The sequence below is a fragment of the Kribbella sp. CA-247076 genome (assembly GCF_050942445.1).
Lineage (GTDB): Bacteria > Actinomycetota > Actinomycetes > Propionibacteriales > Kribbellaceae > Kribbella.
On the sequence record NZ_CP192051.1, the window covers coordinates 5,737,071 to 5,754,638 of the forward strand.

Annotated in this window: 19 protein-coding genes; 7 read left to right on the forward strand and 12 right to left on the reverse strand. The window is 68.6% G+C overall.

What is annotated here, in order from left to right; all coding sequences use genetic code 11:
- Positions 1-43: 43 nt before the first annotated feature.
- From ACQPYZ_RS27020 to ACQPYZ_RS27030, 3 genes are all read left to right on the forward strand, one after another.
- Positions 44-943 carry an ATP-binding cassette domain-containing protein gene (locus ACQPYZ_RS27020; protein WP_433161002.1) on the forward strand — a complete coding sequence of 300 codons (900 nt, stop codon included), beginning with the start codon at positions 44-46 and terminating at the stop codon, positions 941-943.
- 15 nt (positions 944-958) lie between these two features.
- On the forward strand, positions 959-1,732 hold the full coding sequence (locus tag ACQPYZ_RS27025) for an ABC transporter permease (RefSeq protein ID WP_433161003.1): 774 nt from the start codon (positions 959-961) through the stop codon (positions 1,730-1,732).
- A 296-nt stretch (positions 1,733-2,028) separates the two neighbouring features.
- Complete coding sequence (locus ACQPYZ_RS27030; RefSeq protein WP_433161004.1) at positions 2,029-2,262, forward strand: hypothetical protein; 234 nt, start codon at positions 2,029-2,031, stop codon at positions 2,260-2,262.
- Here the strand turns inward: ACQPYZ_RS27030 and ACQPYZ_RS27035 are convergent.
- Genes ACQPYZ_RS27035 through ACQPYZ_RS27060 form a run of 6 tightly spaced genes read right to left on the reverse strand, consistent with a single transcriptional unit; the run spans position 2,187 to position 9,298 of the window.
- Complete coding sequence (locus ACQPYZ_RS27035) at positions 2,187-3,992, reverse strand: ATP-binding cassette domain-containing protein (RefSeq protein WP_433161006.1); 1,806 nt, start codon at positions 3,990-3,992, stop codon at positions 2,187-2,189. The genes ACQPYZ_RS27030 and ACQPYZ_RS27035 overlap by 76 nt on opposite strands.
- A complete protein-coding gene (locus tag ACQPYZ_RS27040) occupies positions 3,989-4,780 on the reverse strand; it encodes an ABC transporter ATP-binding protein (RefSeq protein WP_433161007.1) in 792 nt (263 codons plus the stop codon). Before ACQPYZ_RS27040 ends, ACQPYZ_RS27035 begins: the two co-directional genes overlap by 4 nt.
- Positions 4,777-5,622, reverse strand: coding sequence for an ABC transporter permease (locus tag ACQPYZ_RS27045; protein WP_433161009.1), 846 nt, complete (start codon positions 5,620-5,622; stop codon positions 4,777-4,779). Before ACQPYZ_RS27045 ends, ACQPYZ_RS27040 begins: the two co-directional genes overlap by 4 nt.
- Complete coding sequence (locus ACQPYZ_RS27050; protein WP_433161011.1) at positions 5,619-6,563, reverse strand: ABC transporter permease; 945 nt, start codon at positions 6,561-6,563, stop codon at positions 5,619-5,621. The genes ACQPYZ_RS27045 and ACQPYZ_RS27050 overlap by 4 nt, the downstream gene beginning before the upstream one ends.
- A 5-nt stretch (positions 6,564-6,568) precedes the next feature.
- The gene (locus tag ACQPYZ_RS27055) at positions 6,569-8,191 is read right to left on the reverse strand and encodes an ABC transporter substrate-binding protein (protein WP_433161013.1); all 1,623 of its coding nucleotides are present in this window, start codon (positions 8,189-8,191) and stop codon (positions 6,569-6,571) included.
- Between the two features lie 9 nt (positions 8,192-8,200).
- Positions 8,201-9,298, reverse strand: coding sequence for a C45 family autoproteolytic acyltransferase/hydolase (locus tag ACQPYZ_RS27060; RefSeq protein ID WP_433161015.1), 1,098 nt, complete (start codon positions 9,296-9,298; stop codon positions 8,201-8,203).
- A gap of 82 nt (positions 9,299-9,380) precedes the next feature.
- On the opposite strand from ACQPYZ_RS27060, the gene ACQPYZ_RS27065 reads away from it, so the two are divergent.
- The 3 genes from ACQPYZ_RS27065 to ACQPYZ_RS27075 are packed head-to-tail and all read left to right on the forward strand — an operon-like array spanning position 9,381 to position 11,598.
- A complete protein-coding gene (locus tag ACQPYZ_RS27065; protein ID WP_433161017.1) occupies positions 9,381-10,268 on the forward strand; it encodes a MurR/RpiR family transcriptional regulator in 888 nt (295 codons plus the stop codon).
- 3 nt (positions 10,269-10,271) lie between these two features.
- The gene (locus ACQPYZ_RS27070; protein ID WP_433161019.1) at positions 10,272-11,258 is read left to right on the forward strand and encodes a proline racemase family protein; all 987 of its coding nucleotides are present in this window, start codon (positions 10,272-10,274) and stop codon (positions 11,256-11,258) included.
- A 16-nt stretch (positions 11,259-11,274) separates the two neighbouring features.
- Positions 11,275-11,598 (forward strand): putative quinol monooxygenase, encoded by a 324-nt coding sequence (locus ACQPYZ_RS27075; protein WP_433161021.1) that lies wholly within the window; start codon positions 11,275-11,277, stop codon positions 11,596-11,598.
- Here ACQPYZ_RS27075 and ACQPYZ_RS27080 read toward each other — a convergent pair.
- From ACQPYZ_RS27080 to ACQPYZ_RS27095, 4 genes are all read right to left on the reverse strand, one after another.
- A complete protein-coding gene (locus ACQPYZ_RS27080) occupies positions 11,591-12,010 on the reverse strand; it encodes an SgcJ/EcaC family oxidoreductase (protein WP_433161022.1) in 420 nt (139 codons plus the stop codon). The genes ACQPYZ_RS27075 and ACQPYZ_RS27080 overlap by 8 nt on opposite strands.
- Positions 12,007-13,095: a flavin-containing monooxygenase gene (locus tag ACQPYZ_RS27085; protein ID WP_433161024.1), complete on the reverse strand. Its 1,089-nt coding sequence runs from the start codon at positions 13,093-13,095 to the stop codon at positions 12,007-12,009. Before ACQPYZ_RS27085 ends, ACQPYZ_RS27080 begins: the two co-directional genes overlap by 4 nt.
- A 93-nt stretch (positions 13,096-13,188) precedes the next feature.
- Positions 13,189-14,793 (reverse strand): LuxR C-terminal-related transcriptional regulator, encoded by a 1,605-nt coding sequence (locus ACQPYZ_RS27090; protein ID WP_433161026.1) that lies wholly within the window; start codon positions 14,791-14,793, stop codon positions 13,189-13,191.
- A 10-nt stretch (positions 14,794-14,803) separates the two neighbouring features.
- Positions 14,804-14,977: a hypothetical protein gene (locus ACQPYZ_RS27095; RefSeq protein ID WP_433161028.1), complete on the reverse strand. Its 174-nt coding sequence runs from the start codon at positions 14,975-14,977 to the stop codon at positions 14,804-14,806.
- A gap of 204 nt (positions 14,978-15,181) precedes the next feature.
- Between ACQPYZ_RS27095 and ACQPYZ_RS27100 the strand changes: the two genes are divergently transcribed.
- A complete protein-coding gene (locus tag ACQPYZ_RS27100; protein WP_433161030.1) occupies positions 15,182-15,919 on the forward strand; it encodes an endonuclease/exonuclease/phosphatase family protein in 738 nt (245 codons plus the stop codon).
- A 50-nt stretch (positions 15,920-15,969) separates the two neighbouring features.
- Here ACQPYZ_RS27100 and ACQPYZ_RS27105 read toward each other — a convergent pair whose 3' ends face one another.
- Together ACQPYZ_RS27105 and ACQPYZ_RS27110 are read right to left on the reverse strand one after the other, a co-directional pair.
- Positions 15,970-16,146, reverse strand: a complete 177-nt coding sequence (locus tag ACQPYZ_RS27105) for a hypothetical protein (RefSeq protein WP_433161031.1) — start codon at positions 16,144-16,146, stop codon at positions 15,970-15,972.
- 176 nt (positions 16,147-16,322) lie between these two features.
- Positions 16,323-17,546, reverse strand: coding sequence for an FUSC family protein (locus tag ACQPYZ_RS27110; protein ID WP_433161033.1), 1,224 nt, complete (start codon positions 17,544-17,546; stop codon positions 16,323-16,325).
- Positions 17,547-17,568 lie beyond the last annotated feature (22 nt).

Here is a 17,568-nt window from a genome sequence, read left to right on the forward strand (position 1 = left end):
CTACGCTATTTAGCGTATCGAGTACGCAATAAGGAGGGGACCGATGATCGTCGAGGCCACCGGCCTGCGGAAGTCGTTCGGCGCGACCGAGGTGCTCACCGGTGTCGACCTGCAGGTCGCGGAGGGCACCGTGCTCGCCCTGCTCGGCCCGAACGGCGCCGGCAAGACCACCACCGTGCGGATCCTGACCACGCTGACCAGACCGGACGCGGGCCGGGCGACCATCGCCGGGTACGACGTCCTGCGCGAGCCGGCCCGGGTCCGCGGAGTCATCAGCCTGACCGGGCAGTACGCCGCGGTCGACGAGAACCAGACCGGCCGGGAGAACCTGGTCATGGTCGGCCGGTTGATGCATCTCGGCCGGCCCACCGCGCGCCGGCGTACCGGCGAACTGCTCGAGCGGTTCGGCCTGACGGACGCGATGGACCGCCGGGTGAAGACGTACTCCGGCGGGATGCGGCGGCGGCTCGACCTGGCGATGAGCCTGATCGCGCAGCCGCGGGTGATCTTCCTGGACGAGCCGACCACCGGCCTCGACCCGGCCAGCCGGTCGACCATGTGGGACGCGATCGGCGAGCTCGTCCGCGGCGGCACCACGATCCTGCTGACCACGCAGTACCTGGAGGAGGCGGACCGGCTGGCCGACCGGATCGTGCTGCTCGACCGGGGCGGGATCGTCGCGACCGGCACCGCCGACGCACTGAAGGCGCAGATCGGCGGCGAGCGGATCGAACTGCGTTTCGCCGACGAACCGCAGTTGCTGAAGGCCACCGGCGTACTGGACGGGATCGTCGACCAGCTTGTGCTGAACATCCCGTCCGACGGCACGGCGGCGCACCTGCACCACGTGCTCGACGTCCTCCGGGACAACGGCGTCGTGCCCGAGCGGGTGTCGTCGCACCGGCCGACGCTCGACGACGTCTTCCTGGCCCTGACGGCGTGAGAAGGAGCTGATCACATGTCACACCAAGGAGCCGCCGCCGCGATCTCCGACACGGTCACGATGATCGACCGCTGCGTCCGGCTGATGCGCCGCAACGTGGACACGCTGTTCGTGTCGATCCTGCTGCCGATGCTGATGATGGCGCTGTTCGTGTACGTCTTCGGCGGCGCGATCAGCACCGGCACGGAGTACATCAACTACGTGGTCCCCGGGATCCTGCTGCTCACCACCGGGTACGGCGCCTCGAACACGGCCATGGCGGTCGCGGACGACATGACCAGCGGGATGATCGACCGGCTGCGGTCACTGCCGATCCGCAGCTTCGCCGTCCTGACCGGACACGTCACCGCGAGCATCGCGCGGAACGCGGTGTCGACGGCGATCGTCATTGCGGCCGCGCTGGCGATGGGGTTCCGGCCGAGCGCCGGCCCGGGCGACTGGCTGGCCGCGGTCGGGTTGATGCTGCTCTACGTCCTCGCGCTCTCCTGGCTCGCGGCCGGGCTCGGCGTGGTCGCGAAGTCGGTGGAGTCGGCGAGCACGCTGAGTTTCTTCATGTTGTTCCTGCCCTACCTGAGCAGCGCCTTCGTTCCGACCGAGACGATGCCCTCGTGGTTGCGGCCGATCAGCGAGCACCAGCCGATCACGCCGGTGATCGAGACCGTGCGCGGCTTCCTGATCGGAGCGCCAATGGAGAACAACGGCTGGATCGCGCTCGCCTGGTGTACCGGTCTGCTCCTGTTCTCGTTCACGTTGGCGACCTCGCTGTACCGGCGTCGCACCAGCCGCTGAGCGCAGTTTTCGCACCGTTCGCCTTCTGAGGGTTGATCCGGTGCGGAGGTGACCCCTCGTCCGGGTTACCGTCTAGGTCCCCCCCAACGTGTGGAGGTCCCACTCCCCCCGGGACCCACACGGACAAGCGCCCCGATCTCTGCGATCGGGGCGCTTCGTTTTCTCTTGTGCAGCAGGGGATTCCGGACTGGACCGGACGGCCGCGGAAAATTTCTCGAGGAAATTCCGGCGGTGGTGTCAATTTCGGCGGGGTTGCTCCGACGTATCAGTGAGAGCGACCAAAGGAGAGGGTCAGAATGAACACCACCGCCACCGCCACCGCCACCGCCACCGTCGACGCCGCGACCACCACGATGATCGTCACCATGCTGGCCGAGGGCAGCCCGGTCTGGTACGTCGCCGGCATGGTCAAGATGCGCAGCCACGACGTCTACATGATCGGCCGCGCCGCCGGCTACCCGGACAAGGCGAAACTGCGCCGGGCCGTCTGGGCGCAGAAGAACCGCACCCGAGTCCCGCAAGCTGCCTGACACTCCTTCAGGTCGCTTCGCGAACGAACGTCAGCCGCTGCTGCCCACCCGGGCGGCAGCGGCTGACGTCTGTAGCGGTCCTTACACCGCCGCGGCCGGTTCTTCAACTGGTCGGCGATGAACTTCTCCACCGTCGGCAGGATCAGCCGGCCGGAGTGGGCCGCGCCGGGGACGACGTCGAAGGTGACGTCCAGACCGTGCGAACGGTAGTTCCGCTCTAGGGTGCGCAGGCGCTCGATCCGGGTGGTGCCGGTGAGCTCCAGGCCGTCCATCCAGTTGGACTCGCCGCGGTTCATGATCTCCCAGGTCTCCACGTCCTCGGCACCGACCACGAGCTGGATCGGCACCCGGCGGAGCGCGTCGAGGTCGATCGGCTGGCCGAACTTCTCCTCGAACCCCTTCGTGCCGAGCCACCACTCCAGGCTGTCGTCCAGCTGGGTGATCCGGCCGGGCGCACCGATCGACGCGGCCGCCAGCCGGTCCGGGTGCAGGTAGAGGAACCGGTGGGTGAACTGACCGCCGCCGGAGAAGCCGTGCAGGTAGAACTTCTCGGCCGCGACCGGGAAGCGGTCCGCGACCTCGTCCACGATCGACAGCAGCATCCGGTCGAACCGGATCCCGTGGTACTCGATGAACTTGAAGTTGTGCAGGTCGGACGGGTCGACCAGGCCGGCCGGGAAGATCGGCGTCAGGACGACGACCCCCTGCTCCTCGGCGAACTCCTTCAACTGGTTGCGGTAGTTCGTCGCCGACCGGGCGGTGCCGTGCTGGACCACCAGCAGCGGCGCGCGATCGTCGTCGGCCAGCTGGTGCGGGACGTAGAGGCAGTAGTGCAGCCGCGGATCGGCCTGGGCCGCGAAGATCGGGGTCGCCCCGCGCTGGTAGAAGGTCGAGGTGTGCGTCATGGGCGTCCTTCGGTGAGTGCGAAAAGCCGCTCTCAGTTCGCCGACCCGCTCCGGCTGCCAGCCGGGTCCGGGTGCGGACGAGAGCAGCATCTGGGTGTAGGGGTGCCGGGGCCGGCGCAGCAGCGCGGCGGTGGCGTCCTGCTCGACGTCGGCTCCGCGGTACATCACCACGATCCGGTCGGTGACCTCGCCGACCACGGCGAGGTCGTGGCTGACGAAGACCAGAGCGATCCCGAGGGACTCGCGGATCTCGTTGAGCAGGGCGAGGATCTTCGCCTGGACGGAGACGTCCAGGGCGGAGACGGCCTCGTCCAGGACCAGGACCTTGGGACGTACGGCGAGCGCCCGGGCGATCGCGACCCGTTGCCGCTGACCGCCGCTGAGCTCGTGGGGTCGCGAGGTCAGCAGTCGTTGCGCGAGCCCCACCTGGTCGAGCAACCCGGCGATCTCGTCCGCGCCCGCATCCGGCCGGTGCCGGCGGAGGACGTCGCGGAGGCAGGACTCGACGGTCAGCCGCCGGTCGAGCGAGGTGTACGGATCCTGGAACACCATCTGGATCGCGCGCGCCCGTCGCAACCGCGCCGCCCGGCCCCGGCCGGACCGGTGGAGCTCGACCCCGTCGATCGTCACGCTGCCGGTGTCGGGCGCGGTCAGCCCGACGAGCATCCGGGCCACGGTCGTCTTGCCCGAGCCGGACTCGCCGACGACTCCGAGCGATCCGCCGGCCTCGACGGTGAAACTGATGTCCCGGGCGGCGACCGTCGGCGCGGCTCCACGCCGGCCGCCGTACGTCTTGCCGAGACCGTCGACCTGGAGCAGGCTCATGACGGCACCTCCTCACGGTCGGGCAGCATCGGTACGGCGTCCGCCAACGCGCGGGTGTACTCGTTCTGCGGGTTCTCGAAGAGCGTGGTCCCGGGCTGGTGGTCGACGATCAGCCCGTCCTTCATCACGTAGACGCGGTCGCAGTACGCCGCCGCCAGGTGCAGGTCGTGGGTGATGAACAGCACCCCGAGCTCCCGCTCGGCCCGCAGCCGCTTCAGCAGCGCGAGCACCTCGGCCTGCGTGGTCACGTCGAGTGCGCTCGTTGCCTCGTCGGCCAGCAGCAGCCGCGGGTCGATGCTCAGCGCGGCCGCGATCACGACGCGCTGCAGCATGCCGCCGGACAGCTGGTGCGGATACAACCGCAGCAGCCGTTCCGGATCCCGTAGGCCGACCTCGCCGAACAGCTCCACGAGTTTGCCGCGGGCAACGTTCTTCCGGAGGCCGTGCACCTGGACGAGCCGTTCGGTCGCCGAGTCCCCGATCCGCCGGACCGGGTTGAGCGCCGTCCGCGGGGCCTGGAAGATCATCGCGGCGCGGTGGGCGCGGACCTGCTGGACCTCGGCCGGTGTGCAGCCGAGCAGATCGGTGCCGCCGACAACGACCGATCCGGACGTCACGGCCCGGTCCGGGAACAGCTTCAGCGCCGCCCGGGCGGTGGTCGACTTCCCGGACCCGGACTCACCGACCAGACCGACCGTCTCGCCGGTCTCGACCGTGACCGAGATGCCGCGCAGGATCTCCGTCGTCCGGACGGCCACGGTCAGCTCGTTGATCTCGAGCAGGCTCATCGTCGCACCGCCAACTTGTCGGAGAGCCGGACGCCGACCACGTTGGTGGCGACCACCACGAGCGCGATGGTGAGGCCCGGGACGAGGGCCGGTCCCAGCACGCCCTGGATCACTCCGGTCCTGCCCTCCTGCACCATCAGGCCCCACTCCGAGCTCGGCGGCTGGGAGCCGAACCCGAGGAAGTTCAGCGACGCGAGACTCATCAGCCCCTCGCCGAACAGCACGACGAGATACCCGACCAGGGTCGGCAACAGGTTCGGCAGCAGGTAGCGGACGCACAGCACGAACCCGCCGACCCCCTGCAGCCGGTACGCGTCGACGTACGGGCGAGCCATCTCCTCCAGCGCGATCGACCGGGTGAACTTCGCGATCGCGGGGGCGTACGCGAGCGCCATACCGAGCACCGACGTGAGCTCGCCGCGGTCGAACACGGCGATGCACAGCACCACGAACAACAGCCCCGGGAACGCGAACATCACGTCGGTGACTCGGCTCAGCGCGGTGTCGACCCAGCCGCGCTTCCACGCCGCGGTGATGCCGATCAGCACGCCGAGGAACGTCGCCACGGCCAGCAGGGCGATCGCCCCGAGCAGACTCGGCCGGGCGCCGTGGATGATCCGGGACAACAGGTCCCGGCCGAGCTGGTCGGTGCCGAGCCAGTGCTCGGCACCGGCCGGCTGCCAGATCGCCCCGAAGTCGGTCTTCGCCGGGTCGTACGGCGCCACCCACGGCGCGAACACGGCCGCGAGTACGGCGACCACGAGCACGCCGGCGCTGAGGTAGAACGGCCACTCGTGCTTGCGGCGTACCCCGGTCGCATCGGTCAGTACGGCGACTGTCATGAGGCGCTCCTGGCCAGGACCCGCGCGTCCAGCAACGGGTAGACGAGATCGACAATCACCGTGACCGCCATGTACGCGATCACCATGTAGAGCAGGATCGCCTGGACCACCGGGAAGTCGTGGGTGTTGATCGCCTCGACCAGCAGACTGCCGATCCCGTTGAGCCCGAAGACCCCTTCGACCACGACCGTGCCGGCGAGCATGCCGGCGACGATCAGGCCGCACATCGTCACGATCGGCCCGAGCGAGTTCCGCAGTACGTGCCGGAGCACCGTCTTGCGCGAAGCCAGCCCGTAGCTGCGCGCGGCCTCGACGTGGTCGAGGCTCTGCTGCTCGACCATCGTCTGCCGGGTCACCCGGCTGACCACCGCGACCGCGCCCAGGGAGAGCGCGATCGCGGGCAGAGTCAGGTGGTGGATCCGGCCGAAGAACCCCTCGCCCGGACCCGACACCGCGAACCACCGCAGCTTCACCGCGAACACCGAGATCAGCACGACCGCGACGACGAAGTTCGGGATCGACGTCGCGAACGTGGTCACGCCGGTGATCAGCGCGTCCGCGGTGCTCCCCCGGCGCAGCGCCGACCAGATCCCGAGGAGTACGCCGACCACGACGAACAGCACCGACGCGTACACGACCAGCGAGAGTGTCACCGGCAGCCGGCTGCCCAGCAGCGTGGTGACGGATTGCTGGTAGACCATCGACGTGCCGAAGTCACCGTGCAGCAGGTCCTTCGCCCAGGTCAGGTACTGGGTGACGAACGGGTCGTCCAGGTGGTACTCGGCGCGCACCGCGGCGATCCGCTCCGGCGTCATATTCTCCGGGTTCCCGATCAGGAACGACACCGGATCCCCGGGCGCCGCGTACATGCCGGCGAAGATCACGAACGAGCTGATCACCAGGGTGAGCACCATCGCGCCGAGGCGCCGCAGTGCGACCATTGTCGTCAGGCCCCCTTGGTCCCGAGGTCGGCGGCCCACGGGTAGTAGCGGTAGCAGCCACTCGCCGGTACGCCGGTCACCTTGGTGGACAGCGCGACCGTGCTCGGGCTCTGGACCAGCGGGATCCACGGCATGGCGTCGTTCCAGCGCTTGGCCAGCTCGATCGCGACCGTCGCCCGCTCGGCGTCCTCCAGCGCGGCCCGGCCCTCGTTCACCAGCTCGTCGTACGCCGGGTCACGCAGCAGCCACTGCACCGACGACTTGCTCGCGCCGTTCTTGTAGAAGCCGACCGGGTCGTTCTTGGAGATGAAGTAGTCGTCGCTGAACAGGTCGGCGGTCAACCGGACCGACTCGTCGGTCATGTCGTAGCCCTGGGTCGGGATCTGCGTGATCGACGCCTGCAGCCCGATCTTCTGGGCGGCGTCGACGACCGCGTTCGCGATCACGTTGCGGACCGGGCTGCCGTCGCTGGCGACCACTATCGGCTGCGTCTGGCCAACCTCCTGGACGAGTTTCTTGGCGGCGTCGAGGTCCGTCTGCTGCGGCGACGCGGGCAGACCACCGATCTCGTCGTACGCCGCCTGGAACTTCTCCTTCTCGTAGCCCCAGGCACCGGAGCCGACCGGCTCCTTCCAGGGCTGGCCGAGACCGGAGAGCGCGGCCTTCGACACGCCTTCGCGGTCGATCGCCAGCGCGAGCGCCTTGCGCAGCCGGACGTCCTTGAGTGCACCCTTCTCGGTGACCATCAGGTTCCAGACCCGAGTGTCGGGGCCCTGGCTGACGGTGGTGACGCTGCCGCCCGCCAACTGGGTCGCCGAGGACAGGTTCTCCAGGTAGGAGCCGGTCGCGGCACCGGTGACGAGCGAGTTGACGATGACGTCGTCACTGCCCCACTTGAAGGTGATCTTGTCGGTCTTCGACGCCTTCTCCGGGTTCCAGTACGTCGCCGCCTTGGTCAGCACGATCTGCTTGCCGGGCGACCACTCGGACAGCTCGAACGGACCTGTGCAGGCGTCCTTGCCGTCCGGCGTACCGAACCTCTTGCCCTGCGACTCGACGCCCTTGCGGCTCCAGACCACCCCGGCGTCTCCGGCGATCGCCTCCACGAAGACGGCGTCCGGCTGCTTGAACTTCACCGTGACCTCGTTCGGCCCGGTCTTCGACACTCCGGTGACGTTGACGTACTCGTCGGACTCGGAGGCACCCTCGGCCGAGTGCCGCTGCAGGCTCCACAGCACGTCGTCGGCGGTCATCGTGCTGCCGTCGTGGAACGTCACGCCCTGGCGGATGGTGAAGACCAGGGTGTTCTTGTCCTTCCACTCGTACTTCTCCGCCAGGCCCGGCTTGAGGGTCAGATCCGGCTGGAGCTGCAGAAGGCGGTCGCAGACGTTCGCCATGATCAGATCGCTCTGCGAGTTGGCCGCGTCCGCGTCCAGGTCGAGCGAGCGCGGTTCCTTCGGCATGAACCAGGTGGCCTGGTCGAGCTGCCCGGCCGCGGCCGGCGTGCTGTCGACGAGCTTGACCTGGTCCTTGACGGGTGACTGGGCGGCGTTCTGACCACCGCCGCACCCGGCGACGACGAGTACGGCGGAGGCGCAGAGCGCCGTACTCACTAGCTTGGCGGACATAGGGGACTCCTAGTCGTAAAGATTGAACGGGACGAGCTCGTACTCGTGCTCGCAAGGGGTTCCGGGAGCCACGGAGTACTCACCGGTGGTCAGGTCGACGCAGCTGGACAGCAGCGTCGACCACTGGCGCAGCGGGTGCAGCCGATCGTCCGCGTGGGCGCAGAGCGAGTCGGGGTGTCCCAGGTGGTCCGACATCGCGGTGCGGATCGCCTTGCGGACGTCGGTCGAGGTCTGGGCCTCGCGCAGACCCTGTTGGGCGCGCGGGACCCGGAGCAGCGAGTCCGGCGACATCGGGCGGTGGTCCGCCGCCAGTTGCGGCGGGACGAACGCCTGGTAGTGGTTGCCGTGGACCAGCAGCCCGTCGGTGGGGTACTCCCAGCCGTGGGCGCCGGGGGTGGTCTCCAGGTCGATGCTGTAACCGGATCGATCGGTCAGCAGCGCGTTGCTCGCGATGTGCGCGCGAGTCCTGACCAGGACCTTGAGTGCGTCGGAGATCGAGGCCGAGTCGAGGACGAGCCGGCGGACGACGGTCTGCGGCACGCCGACGGTGTCGTCGAACCGGCCGCCGAGTCCGTTGGCGTTGAGCGCGAAACCGCGGTCGTTGGCGCCGTGCCGGCCGATCTGGCCGGCCTCGACCTGCATGATCACGGTCGGCTTCGGCGGCTGGACGATCCGCAGGATGACCACGGTGTCGCGGACCGCGTGCCGCCAGTCCCAGTTCTGGCCGGTGTAGACGTGGCCGTCACCGGCCGTCAGCGAGTACGACGTACAGCCGTCGGGGGCGTCCTGCGCGGACCGGGTCTCGTCCGGCAGCGGGGCGTCGTACACGATCTCGCCGCGGCAGTTCAGCACGACGATCTCGCGGACCGCGACACCGGCACCGTCGGCGATGCCGCGCATCTCGTCGTACAGCTCGGGGAAGTCGCGGCGGATCAGCTGCTCCCAGGGCGCGGACTGATCGACGATCTGCTGCCAGGTCAGCCCGGTCTGCAGCTCGAACGCCCGGCCGTAGTACTCGATCGACGTGCCGATCAGGTCGGCTGCGGCGCGACCGTACTGTCGTCCGCGATCATGGGCCGAGGGGCTGGACACTTCGAGGATCCGCATCAGCTTCCTTTTGACGATGTGTTACAGAAGTGGTGAGCTTGGATGAACTGTTACAACCGCGATGGAAACGGATGATACACAGATGGTCGATGAGGTAACAGGGGTTACGAGAAATCCGGCGATCGCCGAACTCCGCCGCCGCATCCGGGACCACTGGGACGAGTTCACGCCCGCCTCCCGGGCGGTCTGCCGGTCGCTGTCGGAGATCTCGCCCGAGCGGCTGCTCTACCTGTCCGCCGCCGAGCTCGGCCAGGCGAGCAAGACCAGCAACGCCACCGTGGTCCGCACCCTGCAGTCGCTCGGGTACGCCGGTCTGGCCGAACTGAAGGACCGGGTCGCGGCGCCGTTCCAGTCGAACCGGCGGGAGGAACGGCTGCGGAACCGGATGGAGCTCACCGGCGGCGACCCGAAGCACGTCTGGGACCGGGTGATCGCGGAGGCGATCGAGCGGATCGAGTTCCTCAACCAGCACATCTCGATGGACGCCTACCAGGAGGCCGTCCGGCTGATGCTGGACGCGCGCGAGATCACCACGTACGGGTTCGGGGCCAACTTCGTCGCGGCCGAGCACCTGACGCTCAAGCTGCGCCGGTTCGGCCTGCGCAGCCGCTGCATCCAGACGGCCGGCTTCCGGCTGGCCGACGACCTGCTGGCGATCGAGTCCGACGACGTGGTGATCGTGATCGCGCCGGGGCGGGTGATCGTCGACGCGGAGATCGTGATCGACCGGGCCCGCGCGGTCGGCGCCGGGATCATCCTGCTGAGCGAGCGGCTGGTCGGCGAACGGCTGGCCGACGACGTGACGGTCGCGATCCACGTCCCCAACACGGTCACCGGGATCACCGCGGAAGTGCTCACCACGATCGTCACCACGGACGCCCTGGCGCAGGCGGTGGCGGCCGCGGACACCGAGCGGACCCTCGAGTCCGCGCACACCCTGGAGTCGCTGCGCCAGCAACTAGGCTTTTGAGGTATGGACGAGGTCCGCGTTGTCGACTACCACACGGCCGGCGAACCGTTCCGGATCGTGACGTCGGTGGAGGTCCCCGGCGCGTCGGTGCCGGACCGGCGGGTGTTCGCCCAGTCCTCCGCGGAGGTCGACGCCGTCCGGCAGTTGCTGGTGAACGAGCCGCGCGGACACGCCGACATGTATGGCGGCTTCGTGGTGCCGGGCAACGATTCCGACGCGGACTTCGGCGTACTGTTCTGGCACAAGGACGGGTACTCGACGGCCTGCGGACACGGGACGATCGCGCTCGGCGCCTGGGCTGTGGAGAGCGGTCTGGTGTCCGCTCCGGCCGACGGCGTGACCGAGGTCGTCATCGACGTACCGTCCGGCCGGGTCGTTGCCCGGGTCACCTGTGTTGGCGGTTCGGTGTCCAGCGTTGCCTTTCGCAACGTTCCGGCGTACGTCGATCGTCGTGGGGTGCCGGTGTCGACGTCACGTGGCTCCGCCCTTGCGGACGTGAGTTTCGGCGGTGCGTTCTACGCTTCCGTGCCGGCGGCTTCGGTCGGGCTCGCGGTCACGCCCGCCTGCTACACCGACCTGATCGCGGTCGGGCGGGAGATCAAGTGGGCGCTCGACTCGTCCGCCGTACACCCGGTGGATCCGCGGCTCAACGGCATGTACGGGACGATCTTCTACGACGATCTCGGCTCCTGGGACGGCGGGCCGCACCAGCGCAACGTCACCGTCTTCGCCGACGGCGAAGTCGACCGGTCCCCGTGCGGTTCGGGTACGTCCGCCCGCTTGGCCCTGCTGTACGACGAGGGCCGGCTGACGGACGGTCGGGTGCTGCGGCACGACTCGATCGTCGGCTCGACGTTCCTCGGACGGGTCGTCTCCGAAGCGGACGGCGGCGTGATCACGGAGGTCGAGGGCACGGCGTACCGCACCGGCACCGCCACCTTCACCCTCGACCCCCGCGACCCGCTCGGCACCGGCTTCACCCTGCGCTGAGGATTAGCATCAGCGCATGATCTTCATCACCGCGAAGTTCCGGGTCAAGGCCGAGCACGCCTCGGACTGGCCGTCGATCAGCGCCGAGTTCACCCAGGCGACCCGCGCCGAACCGGGCTGCCTGTGGTTCGACTGGTCCCGCTCGATCGACGACACCGACGAGTACGTCCTGGTCGAGGCCTTCGCCGACGACGACGCGGCCAGCGCCCACGTCACCTCCGACCACTTCAAGACCGCTCAGCAGCATCTACCGCAGTTCCTCGTCGAGACCCCACGCATCGTCAACTTCAAACTCCCCGAGACCGACTGGTCCGAACTGACAGAACTCGCCGTCAAGTAACCACCACGGTGTTCTGCGCGGCGGCGATCTTCCAGGTGCCGTCGTCTTTCGCCAGGAAGTACACCGGGCTGCCGTGCTCGACCGGGAGCTCGGGAGCTGACTCGTCGCGCCGTACGTAGGTCTGATTGACGTTCACGACCGCGATGTCCGGCCGGACGAACAGCAGGTGGTCCGGCACGTAGGTGGCGTACGAGTCCTTCGTCGCCCCGGGCAGGACCTGGGCGGTGAACTCGGCGATGGTGTCCCGCCCGTACAGCCGCTTGCCGTGCCCGGTCACCCACAACGCGTCCTTGCGGAACAGCGCGATGAACCCGTCCACATCTTCCGTGCTCTGCGCCTCTTGCACGGCGTCGACCAGCGCCAGGATCGCGTCGACGTCGGCCTGACTCGGGATCTGTCCTTCGATCTTCATGACGCCGATCGTGCTCGTTCAAGGCCACTTGAGGTCAAGGCGATCTGCTTGACGATGTAGGCCGCATCCTTGCCGACGCCGCCGGTGGTGTGCGAGTTGAACATGTACTGGAACTCCTGCCCGAGCACGTACAGCCCCGGCTGCCCGACGACAGCCCCACGCTGACTGGCGATCCGGCTGGACGCATCCAGCCCAGGCAGGTCGATCCAACCGAAGTCGGGCAGGAAACCCGTGCACCAGATGACGTTGGCGACGTCGAGCAGTACGCCGTCCTCGGTCTGCGGCCGGCCGTCGACGACACCGGTGATCCGCGGGACCCGCTCGATGCCGACGGCAAGCAGGTCCTTCTCCTTCTGCCGGATCAGGAACTGGCCGTGCTCCTTGAGCGCCTCGGCCTGCACCTTCCGGCCCGGCTTCTTGGTCTCGGTGAGGACGTGCTCCCACACCCACCAGATCAGCGGGAACATCACCTTCCCCTGCCAGCTGCGCATCTCGATCGGCAGGTAGCCGACGTTCCGCCCGGCCAGCAGCACCTTGTGCGTCATGCCGACCTCCACCCCGATCTCCGCACCGGAGTTGCCGGCGCCGACGATCAGTACGGTCCCCGGCTGCAGTTGGTCTGGATTCCGGTAGCCGGCGGTGTGCAACTGGACGATGTCCGACGACAGTTCCCCGGCGAAGTCCGGGATCTTCGGCACCCGATGGACGCCGGTCGCCAGGATCACGTTGTCCGCCTCGAACGACTCCGTGCCCGCAGTGACGCGGAAGCCGTCGCCCTCCCGGAACAGCCCGTCCACGCGGGTGTCGAGTCGGACCGGTAGCTGGTGCTGCTCGGCGTACCGCTGGAGGTAGGCAACCATCTCGTTCTTGGACGGGAACGTGTACCCACCGCCGAACTTGGTGCCTGGCAGGTTGTCCCGGCCGGCCGGGGTGAACAGCCTGAGCGAGTCCCAGCGGTTGAGCCAGGACCCTCCGACCTCCTGCGCACCATCCAGGATGATGAACGGCTTCCCGCGTTTCGCGAGGTGGTATCCGGCCGACAGACCGGCCTGTCCGGCCCCGATCACTACTGTCTCGTACCTCATGGTCCCCTCCTTCGTCGGTGCTTCTTCGTCGAAGGTAGGAATTCAGGCCGTCCGCCCGCGTCGGTGATTTCACCCAACAGGCCGGATGGGTACTCAGACCAGCTTGTGCTCGAAGCCGTACGCCGTCGCCGCCGACCGCGACGAGACGCCGAGCTTGGTGAAGATGTTGCTCACGTGCCGGTCGACAGTGCGCTCACTCAGCACGAGTTGCGCGGCGATCGCCCGGTTGGTGGCTCCGGTGGCGACGAGCCGCAATACCTCGATCTCACGAGGCGTCAGCTGTCCGTCCGGCCCCTTGGACTCTGTGACCGCTCCCAGCCTCTCCAGTACTGCGTTGGCCGTAGCCGTCTCGCTCTCCGCCGACTCGGTGTCGCCGAGCGCCCGACAGGCCTCCGCGATCAGCAACCGCGTCCGAGCCTCCTGGTACGGCGCTCGCAGCTCGACCCACCGCCGGAGTGCAGCCCGGGCCGGCGTCAGCGCTGCCTCCGGACTCGGCGCGACCATAGCTTCGGCTTGGTCCCGGAGTGCGTACACAATCGAGCTGCGGCATCTCTCGGCAAGCTGTTCGAGGCGGTCTGCTGCCGCGGTGGCTCCCTCGAGGTCGCCGGCCGACATCAAGATCTCGATCGCAGCGAACGTGGTTTCCACCCGCTTCGCATCGTCCTGCGACTCCGAGACACAACGGCGGATCATCGCGGCCGCCGCCTGCACGCTGCCCTGCTGCAGCCGCAGCAGCGCGAGTCCCGGCTGTGGGTCGTAGCTCAGCCGGCTCGCCTCCGCGAAGTTGGCGTCCGCGTCGTCGTACCGTCCCTGCAGCCGATCGATGTCTCCGCGTACGTACGCCGCGCACCCGGCCGCCCACAGGTCGACGTCGGCCGGGCTGACCTCGGCCAACTCCTTCCGCGCGTCGGTCCAGGCACCACGCAGTTGCTTGAGCTCGGCCCGTCGTACCTTGCACTCACCGGTGAAGTTGCCCAGCTCCGGCTGCGCGTCGCACCAGCGCGTCATCGCGGCAGTCCACTCCTCCGCGCGACGTAGCTCGTACACCGTCCAGCAGCCGGCGATCGCTCCGCAGTACACGATGCCGGTCACCATCGGGGACAGTGCTCCGGAGGCGAGCTCGACCATCGCCTCGTCCAGCTTCGCCAGGCCGTCCGTGGTCCGTCCGGCCTGGAGCAGGAACAGTCCCTGCTGGTGCAGAGCCAGCGCGACCAGGTCCCGGCTGCCGAGCCTGCGGCCCGCGTCGACCGCCTCACCGCTGATGGCTACCGCCTGCTCGACCTCCTCCGCTTGGAAGGCCGCACTCATTTTCAGGACGGCCGCGGGCACGGAGTCGGTGCCGTCCTCTTCGATCAACCGGGCAGCGCGGCCCAACCACCCGCTGCCGACGACCACGTCACCCGACACCATCCGCTGTATCCCCGACCACAGCGCGGCGCTCGCCGCACCCAGCAGGTCACGCTCCGCGAGCAGCTGCTCGTACGCACGCTCCCGGATCGCGTAGTAGTCGTCCATCCGCCCGACGAGCATGGCGGCGACGGCGTACTCGTCCAACGCGTCCGCGTCCAGGCGCTCCCCGTCCAGGCTCTCCGCGTCCAGGCTCTCCGCGGCCAGCTTCTCCGCGGCCGCGTACAGCTCGTACGCCCGCGCCCACGCCTGCGCGCCGTACGCCCGCCTCGCCTCCGCAACACCACCCACGACCCCAGTATCAGCCGCGACGCTCGATCCGGTACTGCTCCGCCAACTCTTCGAACTGCCCAACCGCCGCCGCGGTCAGCACGACCTCCCGCCCACCAACGACGCCCCGCACCCGCTCGACCACCTCCCGCGCCTTCTCCGCCGACGCGTAGATCCCCAGCGCGAGGTCTCCCTCCTCACTCACCGAGAACCCCCACGGCACCTCACAAGGCCCGTCATGCTCCTCCACCGGACACAACACCCGCCCGACCGACTCCTGCAACCCCAACCCACCACCCCGAACAACCACCACAAAAGTCATCACGCCCCGAAACTACGCACTCCGCCACACCCCAACATCCGGGCCCAACCCGACCCGTACCCTGACCCGGACTACGACTGGAGACCGATGCCCCACCTCACCCTCGCCACCCTGAACACCCGCGGCATCCCCGTCGTCGGCTCACAGCTGCCGGCGCGGTTCCGCAAGATTGCAGGCTTCTTCGAGGAATCGGATGTCGAGGTCGTCAACCTGCAAGAGGTGCTCACCTACTACCACCTGCGGCTGTTGGTCAGGCGCCTGCGCTCGTATCCCTTCGTCAGCTACCGCCGCTCGCTCGTCGGTCCGGCCGGCGGCCTGGTGACCTTCTCCCGTCGCCCGATCGAGGCCTCGACGTACCACCGCTTCCGTGCGCTGAAGGGCACCTTGGTCACCCGCTTCTCCTTCGGGTACGTCGTCAACACGCACCCGACCGCCAACCCCGACGGCGACTGGTCGGAGTCCAACCGCTTCTACAAGCTGCATCGCGAACAACTCGCCACGCTCACCGACGTGATCGACGCACTACCTGGTCCTGCTGCCGTTGGCGGAGACTTCAACGTGGCACGTGACAGCAAGCTCTTTCACGACTTCATCACCACAACCCACCTGACGGACGCCTTCGCCGGCGCCTGTCCCCCGACCTTCCATGCCGCCTACCTACCGCCGGGACGCACCGCCCACTGCATCGACTTCGTGCTGGTGACGGGCACCGTCCGGGTCGAGTCGACCGATCTCATCCTCCCCGAACCGCTCGCCACCTCCAGCGGTCCAGTGCACGTCTCCGACCACCTCGGCCTGCGCGCCACGCTGCTCGTCGACACCTGAGAGGAGCGCCCGGCCGGCATTGGCCCGGGCGCTCCTTCAGGTGTGCTTGGTCAGCGGCGGCGTCCCCAGCGGCGGGTCGACGTACCGAGACCGGCCAGGTGCAGTGCGATGCAGAGCAGGCCGGCGGTGAGAAGGGTCTGTGGAGTGAACGCGTCGCTCGCGCGAACGTTGGCCCAGTCCAGAATGAGCGCGAGGCCGAAGATGACGGCGGCGATGATCGCGAACATCGAGTGCTCCTTGTCGTCGGGCGGATACCTGTCTTGTACCCACCTACGACTCCCCGCAGCAAAGCGAAGGCCAGTGGTGTGGTTCAGGACATAGGAAGCGTTTGGGTGGTTGAGACCAGATCGCGCTGATAACGGCTCTCGACGAGCTGGCCCGGGCTGGACGGGCAGTCACGCAATCAGTGAGCCCTCCAGCGCCTTCTCCGGATCCATCGGCTGGGTGCTCCGACGGCCTTCGCGCCGGCGCTGGTGATGCCCTCCCAGAGCCGGCGTGCCCGGTCGAACGGTGCACCCACCGCGGCCGCGGGCGTGGAGACGCTCGGGAGTGACTCACCGATGCGTAGGATCGCCGCTGCTGCGTCGTCCGGATCGACGCCCGCGAAGACCATCACGTCGGCAGCTGTTGCGTTCATCGCAAAGACCGTGGCGGTGAGCGTGGAGTCAGGCGCCGCCTCCCTGACATCACGCTCCGACCTCAGCCGACGTGCGCGCTCGAGCAGCCTGTCGACCACGCGTTGACGCACCGCGCGGTCACCCGGATCCTCTGCAAGGTCGCGGACGTCGTCGGCGAGCTCGCGAATCGCCGGCGCCAGGATGAGGCGCTCCCCTCCGGTAGCGGCCGTCGCGTACCTGACGACCATCAACGCACTCCCACCGAGCAGATCGAGCTGGCCGGCCTTCTCGCTCTCCTCCACGACTGGCGCCATCTGGGTGCGCCAGACGGCTGACCGGCGCGCCATCAGTGGGCCCGCCCGCCTGGTCCGTCCCAGCTCGACCAGCCGAGGGGAAACCTCGCGGAGACTGTCGATGGCCTGGGCAGCCAGCTCTCGGTCGTCCCGCTCGATCGCGGTTGCGGCCAGGTCGAACCCGTCGGCGATCACGAGGAGAACACGAGACTCGGAGCGCCGCAGCAGCCGAGTGGGCTCTGGGGTGAACAGGACCTGGCTGAAGAGGAGGGCGATGCCACCTCCGATCAGGGCGTCGATCAGCCGGCCGGGTCCGACGTCGCTGTCGCCCGTGGCGATGGTCAGGATCGCCGCGGAACCGGCTTGAGCCAGCACGAGAGGCGTGCCGCCGAGCGCTCGGGATGCCGCGATGGCGACCAGGGTCGCGAGGAAGAGGGACGCGGAGGACGTACCAAGGATCCCAAGACCGATTTCGCCGGCGACGATTCCGATGAGGACGCCCTGTGCGAGGCGCACCGCGTTGCCGCCGCGCTCACCCAAGGGAGCATTGAGCGCGACCAGCGCGGCCATCGGCGCGAAGAACGGCTCGCGGTGGTCGATGACGTAGGACGCCAGAACCCATGCCACCGTCGCTGCCACCGCCTGCTGGATCAGCAACCATCCGCTCGCGGCGGCTCGGCTGCAGGAACCCACGACTGCCGCCAGCGCGTCCCTCATGCACTCTCATCCTCGAGCGCCC

What these genes read in the sequence shown, in the direction of transcription:
- ACQPYZ_RS27020 (WP_433161002.1), top strand. Translation starts at nt 44, where the DNA reads ATGATCGTCGAGGCCACCGGCCTGCGGAAGTCGTTCGGCGCGACCGAG.
- ACQPYZ_RS27025 (WP_433161003.1), top strand. Translation starts at nt 959, where the DNA reads ATGTCACACCAAGGAGCCGCCGCCGCGATCTCCGACACGGTCACGATG.
- ACQPYZ_RS27030 (WP_433161004.1), top strand. Translation starts at nt 2,029, where the DNA reads ATGAACACCACCGCCACCGCCACCGCCACCGCCACCGTCGACGCCGCG.
- ACQPYZ_RS27035 (WP_433161006.1), bottom strand. Translation starts at nt 3,992, where the DNA reads ATGAGCCTGCTCCAGGTCGACGGTCTCGGCAAGACGTACGGCGGCCGG.
- ACQPYZ_RS27040 (WP_433161007.1), bottom strand. Translation starts at nt 4,780, where the DNA reads ATGAGCCTGCTCGAGATCAACGAGCTGACCGTGGCCGTCCGGACGACG.
- ACQPYZ_RS27045 (WP_433161009.1), bottom strand. Translation starts at nt 5,622, where the DNA reads ATGACAGTCGCCGTACTGACCGATGCGACCGGGGTACGCCGCAAGCAC.
- ACQPYZ_RS27050 (WP_433161011.1), bottom strand. Translation starts at nt 6,563, where the DNA reads ATGGTCGCACTGCGGCGCCTCGGCGCGATGGTGCTCACCCTGGTGATC.
- ACQPYZ_RS27055 (WP_433161013.1), bottom strand. Translation starts at nt 8,191, where the DNA reads ATGTCCGCCAAGCTAGTGAGTACGGCGCTCTGCGCCTCCGCCGTACTC.
- ACQPYZ_RS27060 (WP_433161015.1), bottom strand. Translation starts at nt 9,298, where the DNA reads ATGCGGATCCTCGAAGTGTCCAGCCCCTCGGCCCATGATCGCGGACGA.
- ACQPYZ_RS27065 (WP_433161017.1), top strand. Translation starts at nt 9,381, where the DNA reads ATGGTCGATGAGGTAACAGGGGTTACGAGAAATCCGGCGATCGCCGAA.
- ACQPYZ_RS27070 (WP_433161019.1), top strand. Translation starts at nt 10,272, where the DNA reads ATGGACGAGGTCCGCGTTGTCGACTACCACACGGCCGGCGAACCGTTC.
- ACQPYZ_RS27075 (WP_433161021.1), top strand. Translation starts at nt 11,275, where the DNA reads ATGATCTTCATCACCGCGAAGTTCCGGGTCAAGGCCGAGCACGCCTCG.
- ACQPYZ_RS27080 (WP_433161022.1), bottom strand. Translation starts at nt 12,010, where the DNA reads ATGAAGATCGAAGGACAGATCCCGAGTCAGGCCGACGTCGACGCGATC.
- ACQPYZ_RS27085 (WP_433161024.1), bottom strand. Translation starts at nt 13,095, where the DNA reads ATGAGGTACGAGACAGTAGTGATCGGGGCCGGACAGGCCGGTCTGTCG.
- ACQPYZ_RS27100 (WP_433161030.1), top strand. Translation starts at nt 15,182, where the DNA reads ATGCCCCACCTCACCCTCGCCACCCTGAACACCCGCGGCATCCCCGTC.
- ACQPYZ_RS27105 (WP_433161031.1), bottom strand. Translation starts at nt 16,146, where the DNA reads ATGTTCGCGATCATCGCCGCCGTCATCTTCGGCCTCGCGCTCATTCTG.
- ACQPYZ_RS27110 (WP_433161033.1), bottom strand. Translation starts at nt 17,546, where the DNA reads ATGAGGGACGCGCTGGCGGCAGTCGTGGGTTCCTGCAGCCGAGCCGCC.